At 74.7% G+C, this 17,182-nt stretch carries 17 protein-coding genes and 1 pseudogene; 7 read left to right on the top strand and 11 right to left on the bottom strand.

Features of this window, described 5'->3' with window-relative positions; translation table 11 throughout:
- The 4 genes and pseudogenes from PKE99_RS30695 to PKE99_RS30710 all read left to right on the top strand — a co-directional run.
- Positions 1-99, top strand: a pseudogene (locus PKE99_RS30695) (1,4-dihydroxy-2-naphthoyl-CoA synthase); the annotation flags it as partial.
- Between the two features lie 87 nt (positions 100-186).
- Positions 187-1,338 carry an o-succinylbenzoate--CoA ligase gene (gene menE, locus PKE99_RS30700; protein ID WP_037053022.1) on the top strand — a complete coding sequence of 384 codons (1,152 nt, stop codon included), beginning with the start codon at positions 187-189 and terminating at the stop codon, positions 1,336-1,338.
- Positions 1,339-1,477: 139 nt separating this feature from the next.
- Positions 1,478-3,169 carry a DUF8814 domain-containing protein gene (locus PKE99_RS30705; RefSeq protein WP_156068061.1) on the top strand — a complete coding sequence of 564 codons (1,692 nt, stop codon included), beginning with the start codon at positions 1,478-1,480 and terminating at the stop codon, positions 3,167-3,169.
- A 9-nt stretch (positions 3,170-3,178) separates the two neighbouring features.
- Positions 3,179-4,060 (top strand): 1,4-dihydroxy-2-naphthoate polyprenyltransferase, encoded by an 882-nt coding sequence (locus PKE99_RS30710; protein WP_037053020.1) that lies wholly within the window; start codon positions 3,179-3,181, stop codon positions 4,058-4,060.
- Here the strand turns inward: PKE99_RS30710 and PKE99_RS30715 are convergent.
- Positions 4,016-4,447 (bottom strand): DUF4229 domain-containing protein, encoded by a 432-nt coding sequence (locus PKE99_RS30715; protein ID WP_063739888.1) that lies wholly within the window; start codon positions 4,445-4,447, stop codon positions 4,016-4,018. The genes PKE99_RS30710 and PKE99_RS30715 overlap by 45 nt on opposite strands.
- Positions 4,448-4,776: 329 nt before the next feature.
- On the opposite strand from PKE99_RS30715, the gene PKE99_RS30720 reads away from it, so the two are divergent.
- Together PKE99_RS30720 and PKE99_RS30725 are read left to right on the top strand one after the other, a co-directional pair.
- Positions 4,777-4,998 carry a BldC family transcriptional regulator gene (locus PKE99_RS30720; protein WP_037053018.1) on the top strand — a complete coding sequence of 74 codons (222 nt, stop codon included), beginning with the start codon at positions 4,777-4,779 and terminating at the stop codon, positions 4,996-4,998.
- A 174-nt stretch (positions 4,999-5,172) separates the two neighbouring features.
- A complete protein-coding gene (locus PKE99_RS30725; protein WP_037053017.1) occupies positions 5,173-5,400 on the top strand; it encodes a hypothetical protein in 228 nt (75 codons plus the stop codon).
- A gap of 10 nt (positions 5,401-5,410) precedes the next feature.
- Here the strand turns inward: PKE99_RS30725 and PKE99_RS30730 are convergent, their stop codons facing one another.
- From PKE99_RS30730 to hemB, 10 genes are all read right to left on the bottom strand, one after another.
- A complete protein-coding gene (locus PKE99_RS30730) occupies positions 5,411-6,709 on the bottom strand; it encodes a MinD/ParA family ATP-binding protein (protein ID WP_156068063.1) in 1,299 nt (432 codons plus the stop codon).
- Positions 6,710-7,411: 702 nt separating this feature from the next.
- Positions 7,412-8,431, bottom strand: a complete 1,020-nt coding sequence (gene ccsB / locus PKE99_RS30735) for a c-type cytochrome biogenesis protein CcsB (protein WP_037053015.1) — start codon at positions 8,429-8,431, stop codon at positions 7,412-7,414.
- A complete protein-coding gene (resB, locus tag PKE99_RS30740) occupies positions 8,431-10,092 on the bottom strand; it encodes a cytochrome c biogenesis protein ResB (protein WP_051738232.1) in 1,662 nt (553 codons plus the stop codon). The genes ccsB and resB overlap by 1 nt, the downstream gene beginning before the upstream one ends.
- A 40-nt stretch (positions 10,093-10,132) precedes the next feature.
- A complete protein-coding gene (locus PKE99_RS30745) occupies positions 10,133-10,909 on the bottom strand; it encodes a cytochrome c biogenesis CcdA family protein (RefSeq protein WP_037053014.1) in 777 nt (258 codons plus the stop codon).
- Between the two features lie 177 nt (positions 10,910-11,086).
- Positions 11,087-11,689, bottom strand: a complete 603-nt coding sequence (locus PKE99_RS30750) for a TlpA family protein disulfide reductase (protein ID WP_037053011.1) — start codon at positions 11,687-11,689, stop codon at positions 11,087-11,089.
- Positions 11,686-12,366, bottom strand: a complete 681-nt coding sequence (locus PKE99_RS30755; RefSeq protein WP_051738231.1) for a histidine phosphatase family protein — start codon at positions 12,364-12,366, stop codon at positions 11,686-11,688. Before PKE99_RS30755 ends, PKE99_RS30750 begins: the two co-directional genes overlap by 4 nt.
- Positions 12,363-13,685, bottom strand: coding sequence for a glutamate-1-semialdehyde 2,1-aminomutase (hemL, locus tag PKE99_RS30760; protein ID WP_425566511.1), 1,323 nt, complete (start codon positions 13,683-13,685; stop codon positions 12,363-12,365). Before hemL ends, PKE99_RS30755 begins: the two co-directional genes overlap by 4 nt.
- Positions 13,686-13,750: 65 nt before the next feature.
- Positions 13,751-14,404 carry a hypothetical protein gene (locus PKE99_RS30765; protein ID WP_156068060.1) on the bottom strand — a complete coding sequence of 218 codons (654 nt, stop codon included), beginning with the start codon at positions 14,402-14,404 and terminating at the stop codon, positions 13,751-13,753.
- 17 nt (positions 14,405-14,421) lie between these two features.
- The gene (locus tag PKE99_RS30770) at positions 14,422-14,712 is read right to left on the bottom strand and encodes a DUF4282 domain-containing protein (protein ID WP_037053007.1); all 291 of its coding nucleotides are present in this window, start codon (positions 14,710-14,712) and stop codon (positions 14,422-14,424) included.
- 4 nt (positions 14,713-14,716) lie between these two features.
- A complete protein-coding gene (gene hemB / locus PKE99_RS30775) occupies positions 14,717-15,691 on the bottom strand; it encodes a porphobilinogen synthase (RefSeq protein ID WP_063739887.1) in 975 nt (324 codons plus the stop codon).
- Positions 15,692-16,037: 346 nt separating this feature from the next.
- On the opposite strand from hemB, the gene PKE99_RS30780 reads away from it, so the two are divergent.
- Positions 16,038-16,958, top strand: coding sequence for a hypothetical protein (locus tag PKE99_RS30780; RefSeq protein ID WP_051738230.1), 921 nt, complete (start codon positions 16,038-16,040; stop codon positions 16,956-16,958).
- Positions 16,959-17,182 lie beyond the last annotated feature (224 nt).

A 17,182-nucleotide genomic window follows, 5' to 3' on the forward strand; every position in this document is an offset into this window, starting at 1 on the left:
ACCCGCCTGGCCTACATGACCGACGAAGCCGTCGAAGGCCGCGACTCCTTCCTGCAGAAACGCGACCCCGACTGGTCGCCCTACCCCTGGCACTACTAGCGCTGACGCGCCTGTGCGCGGTAAGTGGTGCTCCGGCACCACTTACCGCGCACGGGCCGGAGGGCACGGGGTGGGATCCTAGGGATCATGCGGCCCCTGCACGCACTCCCGCTCGACGGCTCCCCGAAGTCGCTCGACGCCCTCGTCCGCGCCCTCGACGCCGCGCTCGACGGCACCGGCCCGGCCGTGGTGCCGGGCGCGGCGACCGCGCCGGCGCCCGAGGTGCCCGAGGAGGTCGCGGTCGTCATCTCCACCTCGGGGTCCACGGGCACGCCCAAGCACGTGATGCTCAGCTCGGCGGCGCTGACGGCCTCGGCCCGGGCCACCGAGGCGCGGCTCGGCGGGCCCGCCCGCTGGGTGCTGGCACTGCCCGCCGAGCACGTTGCCGGGGTGCAGGTGGTGCTGCGCTCCCTGCTCGCCGGCGCCCCGCCCGTGGTCCAGGACCTGCGGGAGGGCTTCCGGCCCGCCGGGTTCGCCCGCGCCACCGGCCGGCTGCCGCACGGCACCCGCCGCTACACCAGCCTCGTGCCCACCCAGCTCGGCCGGGTCCTCGACGAGGGCGGCGCCGGGATGTACGCCCTCGCGGGCTACGACGCCGTCCTGATCGGCGGGGCGGCGCTCGCCCCGGCCCTGCGTGCGCGGGCCGAGGAGGTCGGCATCCGCGTCGTCACCACGTACGGGATGAGCGAGATGTGCGGCGGGTGCGTCTACGACGGCGTGCCGCTCGACGGCGTGCGGGTCGGGCTCGCCGACGACGGCCGGCTCTCGCTCGGGGGGCCGATGATCGCCGAGGGCTACCTGGGCGACCCGGAGCTCACCGCGGCGTCCTTCGTCGACGGTATGTTCGTGACCGGCGACCTCGGCCAGTGGGTCGGCGACCGGCTCACCGTCCTCGGCCGCGCGGACGACGTGATCGTGACCGGCGGGGAGAAGATCGCGCCGGCTGCGGTGGAGCGGGTCCTCGCGGCCCAGCCCGGCGTCGGCGCGGTGTGCGTGGTGGGCGTGCCGGACTCCGAATGGGGGCAGGCCGTGGTGGCCGCCGTGGTCCCGACGGGGCCCGGACCGGACATCGAGGCGCTCCGCGCGGCCGTCCGGGCGTCGGAGGGCCGCGCCGCCGTCCCCCGACGGGTGCGGCTGCTGCCCGAGCTCCCGCTGCGGGGCGTGGGCAAGCCCGACCGCACCGCGCTCGTCGCCCTCCTCTCCACACCCGATCCGGTGGGAGACCGCCCGAAGCGGTGACGGTTGGTGACACCCCATGGTGGTGCTCACTCTCCGTTGATTGACGGTTACGCCTTCATCCGATTGCCTGCCTTCCCATGCGGCACATCTTCACCTGCCGTCACAGGAACCACACGGGGGACGGGGAGCACGGATGCGGATGAGGTGGCACGCGGGCCTGGTGGTGGCCGCGGCGACGGCACTCGCGGCCGGCGGGGTCGCGCCGGCGGGCGCGAGCGGGGGCGGCTCGTCCACGACGTGGTCTGCGGACCTGGCGTCCGGCGAGGCCGCGGGGGTCACTGACGGCGGCGACGGAGTGCGGCTCGACCCGGCGACGGCCTTCTCCGCCCCGGTCGAGCAGGGCGGGATGACCGAGGACGCCGCACCGGCCGGGGCGGTCCCGACCGGGCTGCTCACGCTCGATCCGCAGGAGCTCGAGCGGCCGACCTCGCGGGTCGACTCGGTCGTCGACGGCGACCTGCCTCCCGGGACGACGGCGTCGGTCGACGTCCGCGGGCGCACCCCGGCGGGCGGCTGGACCGAGTGGATCCCGGCGACGGCCTCGGGCGCGGACTCCGGGAGCGTCACGCTCCCGGGCTCGACCTCCGAGGTGCAGGGCCGGCTCGTGCTCACCGGCACCGCGGAGGGCGCCGCGCCCACCGTGCGCGGGGTGACGCTCACGGCGGCCCCCGCCCCGGCGACCGAGGGCGGGATCGACCTCACGGAGGGCGCCCCGTTCAGCGCCAACGTCTTCGCCACCCGTGAGGGGCTCGTCGGCGGCACGACCTCGAACGGGCACGTGATCACCGAGCGGGACCACTTCGTCGCGCTGCCCTCGCGCCGCGCCCTCTCGCCGCGGGACACCAGCGACTACTCGGTGCGGGTGTGCGCCCCCAACGGGCGCTGCGCGTTCGCGCCGGTGTGGGACGTCGGGCCGTGGAACACCCGGGACGACTACTGGAACCCCGCCGGCGAGCGCCAGGAGTGGAAGGACCTGCCCCGGGGCGTGCCGCAGGCGCAGGCGGCCTTCCGCGACGGCTACAACGGCGGCAACGACCAGTTCGGCCGCAAGCTCGTGAACCCGGCCGGCATCGACCTCGCCGACGGGGTGTTCTGGGACGCCCTCGGGCTCAAGGACAACTCGCAGGTCCAGGTCGACTACCTGTGGACGGGGTCGGTGCGGCTGTCGAAGGTCGAGTCGGACTCCGAGGACGGCACCGCGCAGGTCCGGTCCGCGCCGTCGGACGACGCGGAGGTGGTCGGCGTGGCCGCGGACACCGCCGACGTGCCGGTGCAGTGCGCCACGGGCACCGGGCCGGACGCCTGGCTGCGGATCGGCGACGGGCAGTTCCTCAGCGCCTCCGTGCTGCCGAGGGTCACGGACGTGCCGGTGTGCGAGGACGAGGACGCCGGGAACGCCGCAGTTCCCGGGGACACCGGGGACACGGCGGATGCCGGGGATTCGGCACCGGCCGCCGGCGCTGCCGGTGCGGGTGCCCTGTCCGCGGGTGACGGTTCGGCGAACGCAGGTGCCGGTGCCGTCGGTGCGGGCGCCGGTGGCGCCGACGCAGGAGCAGGCGCTGCCGATGCAGGCGCGGGCGCCGCGAGCGCGGGCGACGGGGCCTCGGGCGGCCCAGGTGCGGCGGGTGCGGTCGGGACGCCGGATCCGGCGGCGCAGGACGCGGCGAGCGCCGAGGTGGGTGGGTCCGCGGCGGTTCGGGCCGGCGCCTCGACGGTCGACGGGGACCCTCGCGCCGTCCCCAGCGGTTCTTCCCCCGCCCCGCCCGTGCCCACCACCGGCTCGACCACGACCGCCGAGGCGCCCCGCCCGGTGTCGACCCCCGGCGACTAGATTCGACTCGTGGCCACGCTGGCGCAGTGGGTCGAGGGTGCTCGGCCGCGGACCCTCCCGACCGCCGTCTCCCCCGTCCTGGTGGGCACCGGGGCCGCCATCGGCTCCGGCACCGTCGAGATCGGCCGCGCGGTCCTCGCGCTGGTCGTCTCGGTCGCCCTGGTGATCGGGGTGAACTTCGCCAACGACTACTCGGACGGCATCCGCGGCACGGACGACGAGCGCGTCGGCCCGCTGCGGCTCGTCGGCTCGAAGCTGGCCAGCCCGGTCGCGGTGCGCAACGCCGCGCTCGTGTGCTTCTCCATCGCCGCGCTGGCCGGGCTGACGCTGGTCTCGCTGAGCCGCACCTGGTGGATGATCGCCGTCGGGGCGGTGTGCATCGCCGGCGCCTGGTTCTACACCGGCGGCCGGAAGCCCTACGGCTACGCGGGGCTGGGCGAGGTCGCCGTCTTCGTCTTCTTCGGGCTCGTGGGCGTGCTCGGCACGGTCGTCACGCAGAGCGGGACGCCCGGGGCGCTCGCGATCGTGGGGGCGGTCGGCGTCGGGCTGCTGACCTGCGCCGTGCTCGTCGCGAACAACCTGCGGGACATCGCGGGCGACGAGGTGGTGGGCAAGCGCACCCTGGCCGTGGTGCTCGGCGACCGCGAGACCCGCCGGTTCTACGCGGCGCTGGTGCTGCTGCCCTTCCTGCTCACGCTCGGCATGGCCGTCCTCAGCTGGCCGGTGCTGCTGGGCCTGCTCGCGCTGCCGCTCGCGATCGGCCCGGTCCGCCGCGTCATGGCGGGCGCCGAGGGCCGCAAGCTCATCCGCGTGCTGCGCGACACCGGCCTGTTGCTGCTGGCCTGGTCAGCGGGGACCGGGATCGGTCTCGCCCTCGGCCTGCTGGTCTGACGGCTTCCCGCCCGGCTCGTCCGCGTCGGCGCGCGTCGCGGGTGCGTCCGGGCCGTCACTCCGCTCGGGCGTGGGCTCGTCGCCACGCAGGCGCGCCCGCAGCGCGTCCCGCTGCGCACCGCGCCGCCGCCCGGACTCGGCCAGCGCGAGGTCCAGCCGGGCCCGCAGCCCGCGGAACACGACCAGCGACAGCGGCAGGGCCACCACCAGCGCCAGCAGGATCGCCAGCAGCAACGGCACACCCGCGAGGGAGAGCAGGGCCGCGATGACCGCGACCAGCCCGAGCCGCGCGACCGTGTAGAGGGCGACCGTGGCCGCCAGGCCGGGGGCCTTCCGGGAGCCCGGGCCGGCCGGGAACTGCGTGTCGGTGTCGGGGCCTGTCGCCATGACGTCGAGGGTACGACCGTGTCCGGCTTGACCGTTCGCCGCTCCGGCCCGACCGACGGGCCGCAGCGGAGGCCCCTCCACACGCCCCCGTCACGCCCCCGGTGGCACGGTGGGAGTCGGCGCAGGGATCACGCGGGGCGCGGAACCGCAGCTCAGGCCGCCCACACCCTGCGCTCAGGCCCCTCTCAGGCGGCCTCCACGGAGCTGACCGGGTTGAACCCCTCTGCCCGTTTTGCCCTTTAAGAGCCCTTTACCTCCGCCCAACCGTTCGAGTACCCGGGGTCCCCGGTGTCACGATGGCCCGGTAATCGACGATGCGGAGGCTTCGGATGTCTGCTCCGACCCAGAACTCGAACGAGCGTCTCCTCACCCCGGGTGAGGTGGCCGCCCTGTTCCGTGTCGATCCCAAGACCGTGACCCGTTGGGCCTCGGCCGGCCGGATCGGCTCGATCCGGACCCCTGGTGGCCACCGCCGCTTCCGGGAGTCCGAGGTGCGCGGCATGCTCGCGGACCTCACCAGCGAGGCCACGATCGGCGCCCAGCGCCACTGAGGTCCCCCCGCCGCCGGCGTCCGCCGGTGGCCCCGGTCCGCGGATCCGGGCCGGCCTCCCGCCCACCCGGATCCGCGCCCTCCGGGCGCACGACCGGCCGCTCCCCTCGAGGAGCGGCCTTCACCCGGGCATCGCCCCTCGCGCCGGTACGCTCGGTACCGGAGGTGGTTGGTGATGCTGTACCTCATCGCGTTCGCCGTCGCGGCCGTCATCGCGCTGCTGCTGTGGCGGGCGATGAGCGCCGACCGGGCGGACGTCCCGCGCGGGACCGGCACGACTCCCCCCGCGGCGCCGCCGCGCCGGACCCGGCCGACCGGGCCGGACGACGACCCGGACTTCCTGCGCAGCCTCGACGAGTCGATGCGCCGCGACGACGACCCGCCGCCGCCCGCGAAGGACTGAGCTCCCGGGCTCAGCTCGGGAAGCCGTCGGCCACCGAGGCCGCGAGCTCCAGCAGCGCCAGCCGTGTCGGCTGCGACAGGCGCTCCAGGTCGACCTCCGCGCCCTCCTCGAGGTGCGGGTCGAACGGGATCTGCACCACGGACCGGCAGCGGCCGGCGAAGTGCTGCGCCACCCGCTCCAGGTCCACCGCGCCCGCCTGTCGGTGCACGTTGTTGATCACGGCGACGGCGTTGCGCACCAGGTCCCCGTGGTCGTGCGCCTCGAGCCAGTCCATGGTCGCCGAGGCGCTGCGGGCGCCGTCGATCGAGCCCGACGACACGATGATCAGCTGGTCGGCCACGCCCAGCACGCCGTACATCGCCGAGTGCATCAGACCGGTGCCGCAGTCCGTGAGCACGATGTTGTAGAAGTGCTCGAGCAGCGTGACCGTGCGGCGGTAGTCGTCCTCGCTGTACGCCTCCGACACCGCCGGGTCCTGCTCGCTCGCCAGCACCTCCAGCCGCGACGGCCCCTGGGAGGTGTAGGCCCGGACGTCGGTGTACCGGCGGATCCGCTGCGCGTCCCGCAGCAGGTGCCGCACGGTCGCGCTGGTCTCCAGCGGGATCTTCTGGCTGAGCGTGCCGCGGTCCGGGTTGGCGTCGACCGCCACGACCCGGTCGCCCCGCAGCGAGGCGAACGTCGCGCCGAGGGTGGCGGTGATCGTCGTCTTGCCGACGCCGCCCTTGAGGCTCAGCGTCGCGATCTTGTGGCAGCCGAGCAGGGGCTGGTTGATCCGCGTGGTCAGCTCGCGCTCGCGGATGTCCTGGGGGCTCTCGCCGGGGTTGATGAGCCGCCCGGTGAGCAGGTAGAGGAAGCGCCGCCAGCCGGTGCGCGGCGGCCGCCGCCTACTGGGCTTGAGCAGCCGCGCGGTGGACAGGTCGGCGAGGTCGGCGTCCGAGTCCGCCCGGGCCTGCTGGGCCTCCTGGGCGGCGACGGCGCCGGGGTCGGTCCAGCGCCCGACGTCCCGGATCGGCCGGTTGGGGCCGGTGGGCGGGCCGAGCGGCACGCCCCGCGGGGGTGTGCGGCCCTCCTGGGGCACGACCCGGCGCTCGCGGGCGGGCCGCTGCTCGGAGGTGCGCCACTGCGGCGGGCCGGACGGAGGGCTCGCCTGCTCGGTCTCCCGGGGCTCGGCGGGCGGGGCGGCGTGGGGCGCCGCACTCCGCGGAGCGCCGTTCGGAACCGGGCCGTGAGTCGCGCCGTTCGGAGCCGCGCCGTGGGGAGCCGCGCCGTGGGAAGGGGCGCCGTTCGGAGCCGTGCCGTTCGACGGGATCCCGTTCGGCGCGGCACCGTTGGTGCCCGTGCCGTTCGCGCCCGTGCTGTGGGAGGCGGGGCTGTGGGAGGCGGGGCCGTGGGACGGGGCGTGCGTCGGCGTGCCGTTCGGCGGCGCGCCCGCGGGGTCCGCGTCCGGGACCGATCGGTGCTGCTCCGGCCCCGTTCGCTGAGCGGGCGGCTCGGCGTGCCGGGGCTCGGGACGCTGCTCGGGACCGTGCCCAGGGCGCTGCTCGGGGCCCTGTCCGGGGCCCTGGTCGCGTCGCTGCTCCGGCCGCTGCTCGGGGCGCTGATCCTGCTCGGCGTGCCGGCCCTCCGCCCCGCCCGGGGCGGGGTAGGGCCCGGCCTCGTCGAGCTCGCTCTCGAGCTCGAGCAGGTCGGAGCCCCAGCCGGCGTCGTCGGGCACCACGCCCCACGTCTCGTCCCGCCGGGCGCCCAGCCCGGGGTGCTGCGCGTGCGCCCCGCCCTGCTGTTCCTCGCGCCGCTCGTCCCGCCGCTCCTCGGGGGCCTGCCGCTGCGAGCGCTGGGCGTTCTGCGCCCACCGCTCCCGGACGTAGCGGCCCACGGAACCGTCGGGGTACTCGTCGGGCCCGGTCTGACTCACGGTTGCCGACGGTAGTCGCGCGAACCGCGTCGGTCGAGGTGATGAGGTGCGGCTCGCCCGGTAGGGCGGGCGGAGCGCCCGTTCAGCCCCACTCCGGGGTCACCCCAGCCCCGCGTACGAGTGCAGGCCCGCCACCACCATGTTGATGAAGAACAGGTTGAAGATGATCGCGGCCAGGCCGAGGATGTTGATCCACGCCGCGCCGACGTGCCGCCAGCCGGCCGTCGCCCGGGCGTGCAGGTACGCCGCGTAGATCACCCACGCCACGAACGCGACCGTCTCCTTGGGGTCCCAGCCCCAGAACCGGCCCCAGGCCGCCTCGGCCCAGATCGCGCCGGCGATGACCGCGAAGGTGTACATCGGGAACGCGACGACGGTCACCCGGTACGCGAGCCGGTCCAGCACGTCGGCCTCAGGCAGCTTCGCCGTGAAACCGGCCGGCTTCCCGGCCCGCTTCATCAGGTACAGGATGCTCGCCACGCCCGGCACGAAGAACAGCCCCGAGGCCAGCGTGACCGTGGTGACGTGCACGGCCAGCCAGTACGACCGCAGCGCCGGGACGACGGGCGCGGCCTGCGCGTAGAGCACCGTGCCGGCCAGGAACATCAGGATCAGCACCGGGGCCAGCACGAACACGCCGAGCTTGCGCAGCCCGCGGGTGCGCTTCGAGGTCCGCTGCAGCACGACCAGCCACGCCACCATCGCCGCGAGGCAGACCGCGGAGGTGAACTCGTACATGTTGCCGAGCGGCCAGCGCGTGGTCGCGAGCCCGCGCAGCACGATCGACCCGAGGTGCAGCAGGACGGCGAGGATGGTGAGCGAGACGCCCATCCGGCCGAAGCGGTCGGCCCGGGACCGGGAGGGCTTTGGCGCCTTCGCCGCGGGCGGCGGGACGTCCGCGTTCTCCTCGCTGACCACGCCGAGGTCCGCGCTGCCCGTGCCGCGGGCGCCGACGGCGGCGGGCTCGTGCGCCGCCTCGGTCTCGGCGACCGCCGTACGCACCCGCGCCCGGCTCGACACGTACTCGACGGCGTAGAACACCATCGCGAGCACGTAGACCGTGAGCGCTCCCTTGAACAGCAGGTCGCTGTACTCGGAGAGCATCGGATCGACCGGCATCAGTCTCCACCGTTCCTCGTCGTCGGCGCCGCCGCGTCCGTCGGCCCCAGCAGGTCCGCCCGCAGGCGGTCGAACTCCTCGCCGTACCCCGCCCGGTCGGTCCGGGCCAGCCCGCCCAGCTCGACCCGGCTGCGCGCCCGGCCGTCGGGCCCGTCGTCGGCCGGCACCACGCGCACCCAGAACCGCCGCCGCTTGATCGACAGCGACAGGCCCAGCCCGAGCAGGACCAGGATCGCGAACACCAGCACCGTGACCTGGCCGGGGTCGTGGCTGACCTGCAACGCCACCCACTGGGTGACGTCGTCGAACCGGATCCGGGTGCCGTCGTCGAGCGTGATCTCCTGGCCCGGGACCATGTTCTCCCGCGCGACCCGGACCAGCTCGCCGGAGTCGACCTTCGACTGGTCGATCGAGAAGATCGACTGGCCGCGGCCGTCGTCGAGGCCGAGGTCGCCGCGCATGACGTCGACGGCCGCCTCGGGCGCGAGCAGGTCGGGGTAGGTCGAGGTGACGACCTGGCCGCCCGAGCTCGTCGGCGCGAACAGCCCGGTGATCGCGATCGAGCTCTTCTGCCGGGTGGCGTCGTCGGCGATGCCGGGGCGCTCGAACTTGGTGGCGCCCTGGGACAGGTAGGTCGTGGTGTCCACCGGCTGCCACTGGATCTCGCCGGTGCGCTGCTGCCCGTCCGGCCAGGTCACCGTGAAGCGCGGGGCGTAACCGTGGTTGAGCAGGTAGACGCGCTCGCCGTCGAGGCGCAGCGGGTGGTTCACCGCCAGCGTGTCCGGACGCCACGTGGCGGTGTCGCCGGACCGGACGTCGTCGGCGGTCTGGTAGCCGAGCTCGGCGGTGTACTGCTCGGGCTGGCCGTTGGGCAGGTACTCCGCGGTGAAGGAGTCGACCTTGATGCAGAAGGGCGCGAGATCGGTGCCGTCGACGCGCAGGCCCGGGTTGAACGAGTCGTAGCCCAGGATCGAGGTGTTGCAGAACTGGCCGCCGTTCGCCAGCACGATGACCTGGCCCTCGTACCCGAACAGCTTGCCGACGGCGATCCCGACGAGCAGCCCGACCAGGCTCATGTGGAAGACGAGGTTGCCGGTCTCGCGCAGGAAGCCGCGCTCGGCCGAGACGCTCCGGGCGCCACTCTCGTCCCGCTCGGCCCGCCGCCAGCCCTTCAGCACGGTCCGGACCCGCCCGAGGACCTCGTCGGGCGTGCCGTCGACGACGCCCTCGGCGTGGTGCGGCATGCGGGCGAGGTTCCGCGGGGTGGCGACGGGCTTCTGCCGCATCGCGCGCAGGTACTCCAGCGACCGCGGGGTGAGGCACCCGACGAGCGAGATCATCAGCAGCAGGTAGATCGCGGCGAACCAGGGCGTGGCGAAGATCTCGAAGGCGCCGACCTTGTCCAGCAGCGGGGCGAGCCGCGGGTAGTCGGCGAAGTACTGGTCGACGAGCTGCTGGTTGAGCGACCGCTGCGGCAGCAGCGCGCCCGGCAGCGAGGCCAGGGCCAGCAGGAACAGCAGCACCAGGGCGGTGCGCATGCTGGTGAGGCCGCGCCAGGCGTTGCGCAGCAGGGCGAGGACGGCGCGCCCGCCGCCGGGCCTGCGGGGTGGCTGCGGCGGGGACTCGGGTGCGGCGGGGGGCGCGGTGGGCGGGCTGCTCATCGGCGGTCACTCATGGCAGAGTCGATCATGTCTGCGGGGCTCACAGGGCGGGGGTGAATCCGGCGACGGCGACCTGGAGCTGCGCGAGCAGGCTCCCCCACAGCCCGCTGACCAGGAGCGCACCCACGGCCACCATCAGCACGCCGCCGGCGATCTGGATCGTGCGGGTGTGCCGGCGCAGCCAGCCCAGCGCGGAGACCGCGCGGGAGGCACCGAGGGCGATGACGACGAACGGCAGGCCGAGCCCGGCGCAGTAGGCCAGGGTGAGCACGACCCCGCGCAGCGATCCGCCGCCGGTACCGGCGGCGACCGCGACCACGCCGGCCAGCGTGGGGCCGATGCAGGGCACCCAACCGAGGCCGAACACCGCGCCCAGCAGCGGCGCGCCCCAGAGCCCGAGCTTCGGGACCCAGTGCACCCGGCGCTCGTTCTGCAGCACCGGGATCAGCCCGACGAAGGCCAGCCCCATCACGATCATCACGATCCCGCCGACCCGCTGGAGGACCGCCTCGTTGCGCACCAGGACGTCGGCCAGCCAGACGACGCCGACCAGGATCGCCCCGAACACCACGGTGAACCCGGCGACGAACAGGGCGGCGGCCCCGGCGACCCGGAACCGGCCGCGGCGGTGCTCGCGGGCCTCCTCGCGCGAGACGGGCGGGGCGTCGGCGCCGACCAGCCCGGCCAGGTAGGCGAGGTAGCCGGGGACCAGCGGGACCACGCAGGGGGACGCGAAGCTGACGGCCCCCGCGAGAACGGCGACCACCGCTGCGACGAGCAGCGGGCCGCTGACCGCGAGGGTGGTCGACGCATCCATCACCGGACAGGGTATGTGCTGGACCCACGCACGGGCGCGTCGGGTTCTACAAGTCGTAGTGGAACCGCTCACCGCGTTATGGATCCATACTGCGCCCGAGCCGCACTCCTGAACGCATCATGGATCCATACTGCGCCCGAGCCGCACTCCTGGACGCGTCATGGATCCGTAGTGCGATCAGGAGCCGGGCGTCGACGGGGCGGGTTCCTCCGCGGCGATCCGCTGCACGGTGCCCAGCAGGTCCGACGGGCGGATCTGCGTGAGGTAGACCGCGGCCACCCGGTGCTGCCGGTCCAGCACGATCGTCGACGGCACCACGTTGCGCGGGTAGCCGGACAGCGCGGCGAGCACGCGGCCGGGCTGGTCGAAGATCGAGTCGTAGGTCAGGTTCCGGTCGCGGACGAAGTCGCGGGCCGCGTCCCGGTCGTCGCGCACGTCGATGCCGAGCATCGCGACGCCGGCATCCTTCGTCTGCTGGGCCACGAACTCCAGGTCGGGGGCCTCGGCTCGGCACGGCCCGCACCACGAGCCCCAGATGTTGAGCACCACGACCTGGCCCGCGTAGTCCTGCAGCCCGACCGTCCGCCCGTCGTGGAGCAGCGACTCCCCCGACAGCTCCGGGACGACCCCGCGCGACGCCGGCGGGTCGTACATGATCGTCGTCTGCCCGTCGGGCGCGACGAACGTGAACTCCTGCTGGCCGTTCGAGACGGCGTCCTTGCTGGTGGAGCAGCCCGCCAGGACGAGCAGCCCCAGCAGCAGCGGCAGGATCCGTCTCATGCGCCCGTCGCCGTCGGGTCGCTCGACCCGGCCGGCTCGCTGTAGCGCAGCCCGGTCACCGTGGTGCCGGTGAACTCGACGCTGGTCAGCGAGGCCAGCGCGCACTGCCGCGAGCGCGGGTCGTGCCAGAGCCGCTGGCCCAGCAGGTAGCGGCGCAGCGTCCAGATCGGCAGCTGGTGGGACACGCACACGGCCTCGTGCCCCTCCGCCAGCGCGCGGGCGCGGTGCACGGCGCCGAACATCCGGTGGGCGATCTTGAGGTACGGCTCGCCCCAGGACGGGGTGAACGGGTCCCGCATGAGCCGCCAGTTCGCCGGCCGGCGGAGCGCGCCGTCGCCGACGCCGAACCGCTCCCCCTCGAACAGGTTCCCGGACTCGATCAGGCCGTCCTCGGTCACGATGTCCAGGCCGTGCGACTTCGCGATCGGCGTGGCCGTCTCCTGCGCCCGCTGCAGGGGCGAGGCGACGACGGCGGCGATGTCCTCGTCGGCCAGCGCGTCGGCCACCAGCTCGGCCTGCGCGCGGCCGTCGTCGGACAACCGGAAGCCCGGGATGCGCCCGTAGAGGATGCCGTCGGGGTTGTGCACCTTGCCGTGCCGGAGCAGGTGGACGACGGTCCGGGGCCCGGTGGCCTCGGGCGAGGTGCGGTCCCCGCCGGGGAAGGGCTGGGTGCTCACGCCGGCTGCACCGCGGCGGCCGCCGCCCGCGCCGCGTCGGGCAGCGCCTTCTCGATCACGGCGAAGGTGTCGTCGTCGAGCGCGGCCGACACGAACCAGGCCTCGAAGTTGCTGGGCGGCGCGTAGACCCCGCGCTCCAGCAGGGCGTGGAAGAAGGGCGGGAAGCGCCAGGTCTGCGCGGCCTTCGCGGTGTCGTAGTCCACGACCTCGTCCTCGGTGAAGAAGATCGAGAACATGTTCCCGGCCGTCTGGACGCGGTGTGGCACGCCCGCCTCGCGGAGCGCGCCGCCGATCATGCCGACCAGGCGCTCGGCGTTGGCGTCGAGCGCGTCGTAGACGGCCTTGTCGGCCTGGCGCAGGGTGGCGAGCCCGGCGGCGACGGCGACGGGGTTCCCGGACAGCGTGCCCGCCTGGTAGACGGGCCCGGCCGGGGCGAGGTGGGCCATGTGCGCGGCCGGCCCGCCGAAGGCGGCGGCCGGCAGCCCGCCGGACATGACCTTGCCGAAGGTGTAGAGGTCGCCGGCCACGCCCTCGAGCCCGAACCAGCCGGCGGGCGAAACGCGGAAGCCGGTCATCACCTCGTCGATCACCAGCAGGGCGCCGTGCTCGCGGGTGATGTCGCGCAGCCCCTGGTTGAAGCCCGGGCGCGGCGCGACGGCGCCCATGTTGCCCGCCGCGGCCTCGGTGATCACGCAGGCGATCTCGCTGCCCCGCTCGGCGAAGACCTGCCGGACCGCCTCCAGGTCGTTGTACGGCACGACGACGGTGTCGCCGGCCTGCGCGCCGGTGACCCCCGGGCTGGTGGGCAGGCCCAGGGTGGCGACGCCCGAGCCGGCCTGGGCGAGCAGCGCGTCGACGTGGCCGTGGTAGCAGCCGGCGAACTTCACGACGACCGTGCGCCCGGTGATGCCGCGGGCCAGCCGGATCGCGCTCATCACGGCCTCGGTGCCCGAGTTCACCAGCCGCACCTGCTCGACCGGCGCGACCCGGTCGATGATCGCCTCGGCCAGCTCGATCTCGGCCGGCGTCGGCGCGCCGAACGAGAGGCCGGAGCCGGCGGCCGAGCGCACGGCGTCGACGACGGCGGGGTGCGCGTGCCCGAGGATCATCGGGCCCCACGAGGAGACCAGGTCGACGTAGCGGAGGCCGTCCGCGTCCGTCAGCCAGGGCCCCTGGGCCGAGACCATGAAGCGCGGCGTGCCGCCGACCGAGTTGAACGCGCGGACCGGCGAGTTGACGCCGCCCGGGATCACCTCGGCGGCGCGGGCGAACAGGCCCGCGGAGACCTCGGGCGTGATCGGGGTGAAGGGGGCACTCACGGCCTCCAGTCTCACATCCGCGCCGCGCACCGGCCCGCGGGGTCGGCCTCTCCGTCCGGCGCCGGTCAGCGCCGCGCGGCGAACCACTCCGCGGACGGGCGCAGGAACATCAGCACCACGCCGGCGACGGCGAGCACCACCGGCGCGAGCACGACCAGCGACGACGCGCCGCCACCGAGGTTGAGCAGCAGGAACCCGCAGAACAGGACGGTGAGCGCGGTGGTGGCGATGCGCCCCCACGACTTGCCGGCGAACGCGGCGACCGCCATGCCGATGTAGACGAGGGCGAGCACCGCGACCAGCGCGAGCAGCAGCCGGACCGCCTGCAGGAACTGGTCGAACGACACGTTGTACTGCGTGAGCATGGCGTCGAGCCCCAGCTCCGGCGGGAACATGTCCTGGCTGATCGGCACGAACAACCCGAGCACGCCGAACACCAGGAACGGCACCGCGCTCAGCACGAGCAGGACCAGCGCGCCGATCATCGTGGCCGGTCGCCGGACCTGCCGCGGCTCCTCGGCCGCCGGGGCAGGGTCCGGCGAGTACGGGCTGTAGGCGTACTGAGCGGACTGCGCGGCGTCGCCGTAGGGCGTGTTCGGCGGCGGCCCGCCCTGGGGGCCGCCGTGCGGGTACGGGTTCTGCGGGTACTGCGCGTACTGACCCGTCGAGGGTCCGCTCGGGTAGTAGCGGGGTCCCTCACCCTGGCTGCCGGTGCTCACGGTGACCACGGTACCGGTCAGCCCCGGCGGTGGACGTCCTCCGACAGACGGACCACCGCCGCCACGAACTCCAGCGTCACCCGCAGCAGGAGCAGCGCGAACACGGCGACCACCCCGCCGGCGACGAGCGCCGCCACGCCCAGCCCGAAGCCCCGCACGAAGAACCCGATGACGCCCGCGACATAGCACAGCGCGGTCAGCACGATGCCCACGACGTAGACGAACTTGACGACCGACGGCGTCGCGAACCGCTCGAAGTTCAGGTCGGTGAGGGCGCCGAGGACGCCGGGCTCCTGGTGGGTCCGCATGGATCTAGTCCAGCAGACCCGCGACCTCGGTCGCCCAGTAGGTGAGCACCACGTCCGCGCCGGCGCGGCGCAGCGAGGTGAGCGTCTCGACGATCGTCCGCTCCCGCTCCAGCCAGCCCTGCGCGGCGGCGGCCTCGATCATCGCGTACTCGCCGGAGACCTGGTACGCGGCGACCGGGACGTCGGCGCTGTCGGCGACGGTCCGCAGCACGTCGAGGTACGGCAGGGCCGGCTTGACCATCACCATGTCCGCGCCCTCCTCGAGGTCGAGCGCGAGCTCGCGCAGCGCCTCCCGGAGGTTCGCGCCGTCCTGCTGGTAGGTCTTGCGGTCGCCCTTCAGCTGGCTCTCGACGGCCTCGCGGAACGGCCCGTAGAACGCGCTGGCGTACTTCGCGGTGTAGGCGAGGATGCCGGTGTCGGCGAAGCCGGCCTCGTCGAGTGCCTCGCGGATCACGCCGACCTGGCCGTCCATCATCCCGCTGGGCCCCACGACGTGGGCGCCGGACTCGGCCTGCACCACGCCCATCCGTGCGTAGACCTCGAGGGTGGCGTCGTTGTCGACGCACCCGCGCTCGTCGACGACGCCGCAGTGGCCGTGGTCGGTGAACTCGTCCAGGCAGAGGTCGGACATGATCACCGTGGAGTCGCCCAGCTCCGCCCGCAGGTCCCGCAGCGCGACGTTGAGGATCCCCTCCGGATCGGTCGCCCCGGACCCGACGGCGTCGTGGTGCTGCGGGACGCCGAACAGCATGATCCCGCCGACGCCCGCCTGCACGGCCTCGGTGGCCGCCTTGCGCAGGGTGTCCCGGCTGTGCTGGACGACCCCCGGCATCGACGAGATCGGCACCGGCTCCGCGGCGCCCTCCTTGACGAACATCGGCAGGACCAGGTGCCGGGGCCGCAGCTCGGTCTCGGCCACCAGCCTGCGCAGCGCCGGGGTGGAACGCAGCCGGCGGGGACGCTGGGCGGGATAGGCCATGGGGTCAGGGTACGACCGGGAGGGGACGGGCCGTCGCGCGGTCCCGGGGCGCTGTGGGGCCCGGCCGACCTGCACGAACGGCTCTGTCGTGCGGACCTGGCGCACGGAAGTGCCGTTCGTGCGGAGGGGGTGGAGAGGCGCTGGGTGGGCGGGCGTGGCGGCTCGGTCGCGGCGTGCGACGAGGTCGGCCCGCGGCCCGGCCCGTCCGGCCGGGGCGTGCGGAGGAAGATCGACTGTTGCCGCAGGTCCAGCCCCATGACGCCGGGCGGAGCAGTGCGTCGACCGGGGACCCCGCGAGGGTGGGGCCGGTGACGGAGAGTGTCACCCGATGCGGCATCCTGCGCGCGTGACCAAAGCGGGACGCAGCGTCATCGCCCTCCTTCTCGATCGATCCAGCTCGCTCGGCCCGCTCCGCGACGACGTGCGTGCCGCGACCGCCGACCTCCTCGCGCACCAGGCCGGGCTGCCCGGTGAGGTCGAGGTCTACCTGACCACCACCGGCCGTCGCGCCGGCAAGCTCCGCGGGGGCATCCCGGCCACCGACGCGGCCGTGCCGAAGCTCCGCGGCCGCGGCACCGAGGCGGTCCGCGACTCGCTCGGCGCCCTGGTCAGCGGCCTCGGCCGGTCCCTCGCCGGCATGCCGGAGCAGGAGCGCCCCACCCGGGTGTTCGTCGTGCTCGTCACCGGCGGCACCGACGCGGGCAGCGCCACCTGGGGTCCCGACGAGCTGCGCGACCTCATCGCCGTGCAGGAGCGGGACTACGCCTGGGAGGTCGTCACGGTCACCGTCGCCGAGCACGCCGGGCTCGCGCCGTGGGGCGCCGGGCACCGGTCGCTGGGCGTGGCCCCGCGGGGCGACTGCGTCCGCGCCGCGATCGCCGCCGCGTCGGAGTACATCGGCCGCGCCCGGGCCGCCGGCCCGTGGGAGCCGGTCGCCGGGATCTCGCAGGAGGAGCGGTGGGCGGCCTACCCGCCGGACTTCCACGCGGTCCCCGAGGCGCCCGCCGAGGCGCCCGCTGCGGCGCCCGCTGCGGCCGCCACCGAGGCCGTCGCGGAGGCACCGGTCGAGGCCGCCACCGAGATCACCGCTCCGGCCCCGGTCGAGGCCACGGCCGGCACCACCCCCGCCGCGCAGGTCGACGACGCCCCCACCGAGGCCATCCCGGTCCTCACCGCGCAGCGCCTGGCCGAGGCCGACCGCGCTGCTGCCGCGGAGCGTCGCCGCTGGTGGGACCGCTTCCGCAAGCCCGCCACCGTCGGCTCCTGACGTCCGGCTCGCGGGCGGGACCGCCCGCCCGCGAGCCGCGTCCCGCCCCCGGCGACACCGGCGCCGGCACGATCCGTCCGATCGGCACTCGGTGACACCGGCGCCAGCAAGATCGATCTCGGCGTCACGGGAGGGTTGCCCGGACGACGCTCCCGTACCTCTCGTCCGCCGTGATTGGCGGGTCTGCTGCGGTGATCGATCCGATCGTCACGCGAACGTCGCCG

The organism is Pseudonocardia halophobica, assembly GCF_027922425.1.
GTDB classification, from domain to species: Bacteria; Actinomycetota; Actinomycetes; order Mycobacteriales; family Pseudonocardiaceae; genus Pseudonocardia; species Pseudonocardia halophobica.

What these genes read in the sequence shown, in the direction of transcription:
- menE (WP_037053022.1), top strand. Translation starts at nt 187, where the DNA reads ATGCGGCCCCTGCACGCACTCCCGCTCGACGGCTCCCCGAAGTCGCTC.
- PKE99_RS30705 (WP_156068061.1), top strand. Translation starts at nt 1,478, where the DNA reads ATGAGGTGGCACGCGGGCCTGGTGGTGGCCGCGGCGACGGCACTCGCG.
- PKE99_RS30715 (WP_063739888.1), bottom strand. Translation starts at nt 4,447, where the DNA reads ATGGCGACAGGCCCCGACACCGACACGCAGTTCCCGGCCGGCCCGGGC.
- PKE99_RS30720 (WP_037053018.1), top strand. Translation starts at nt 4,777, where the DNA reads ATGTCTGCTCCGACCCAGAACTCGAACGAGCGTCTCCTCACCCCGGGT.
- PKE99_RS30725 (WP_037053017.1), top strand. Translation starts at nt 5,173, where the DNA reads ATGCTGTACCTCATCGCGTTCGCCGTCGCGGCCGTCATCGCGCTGCTG.
- ccsB (WP_037053015.1), bottom strand. Translation starts at nt 8,431, where the DNA reads ATGCCGGTCGATCCGATGCTCTCCGAGTACAGCGACCTGCTGTTCAAG.
- resB (WP_051738232.1), bottom strand. Translation starts at nt 10,092, where the DNA reads ATGAGCAGCCCGCCCACCGCGCCCCCCGCCGCACCCGAGTCCCCGCCG.
- PKE99_RS30745 (WP_037053014.1), bottom strand. Translation starts at nt 10,909, where the DNA reads ATGGATGCGTCGACCACCCTCGCGGTCAGCGGCCCGCTGCTCGTCGCA.
- PKE99_RS30750 (WP_037053011.1), bottom strand. Translation starts at nt 11,689, where the DNA reads ATGAGACGGATCCTGCCGCTGCTGCTGGGGCTGCTCGTCCTGGCGGGC.
- PKE99_RS30770 (WP_037053007.1), bottom strand. Translation starts at nt 14,712, where the DNA reads ATGCGGACCCACCAGGAGCCCGGCGTCCTCGGCGCCCTCACCGACCTG.
- hemB (WP_063739887.1), bottom strand. Translation starts at nt 15,691, where the DNA reads ATGGCCTATCCCGCCCAGCGTCCCCGCCGGCTGCGTTCCACCCCGGCG.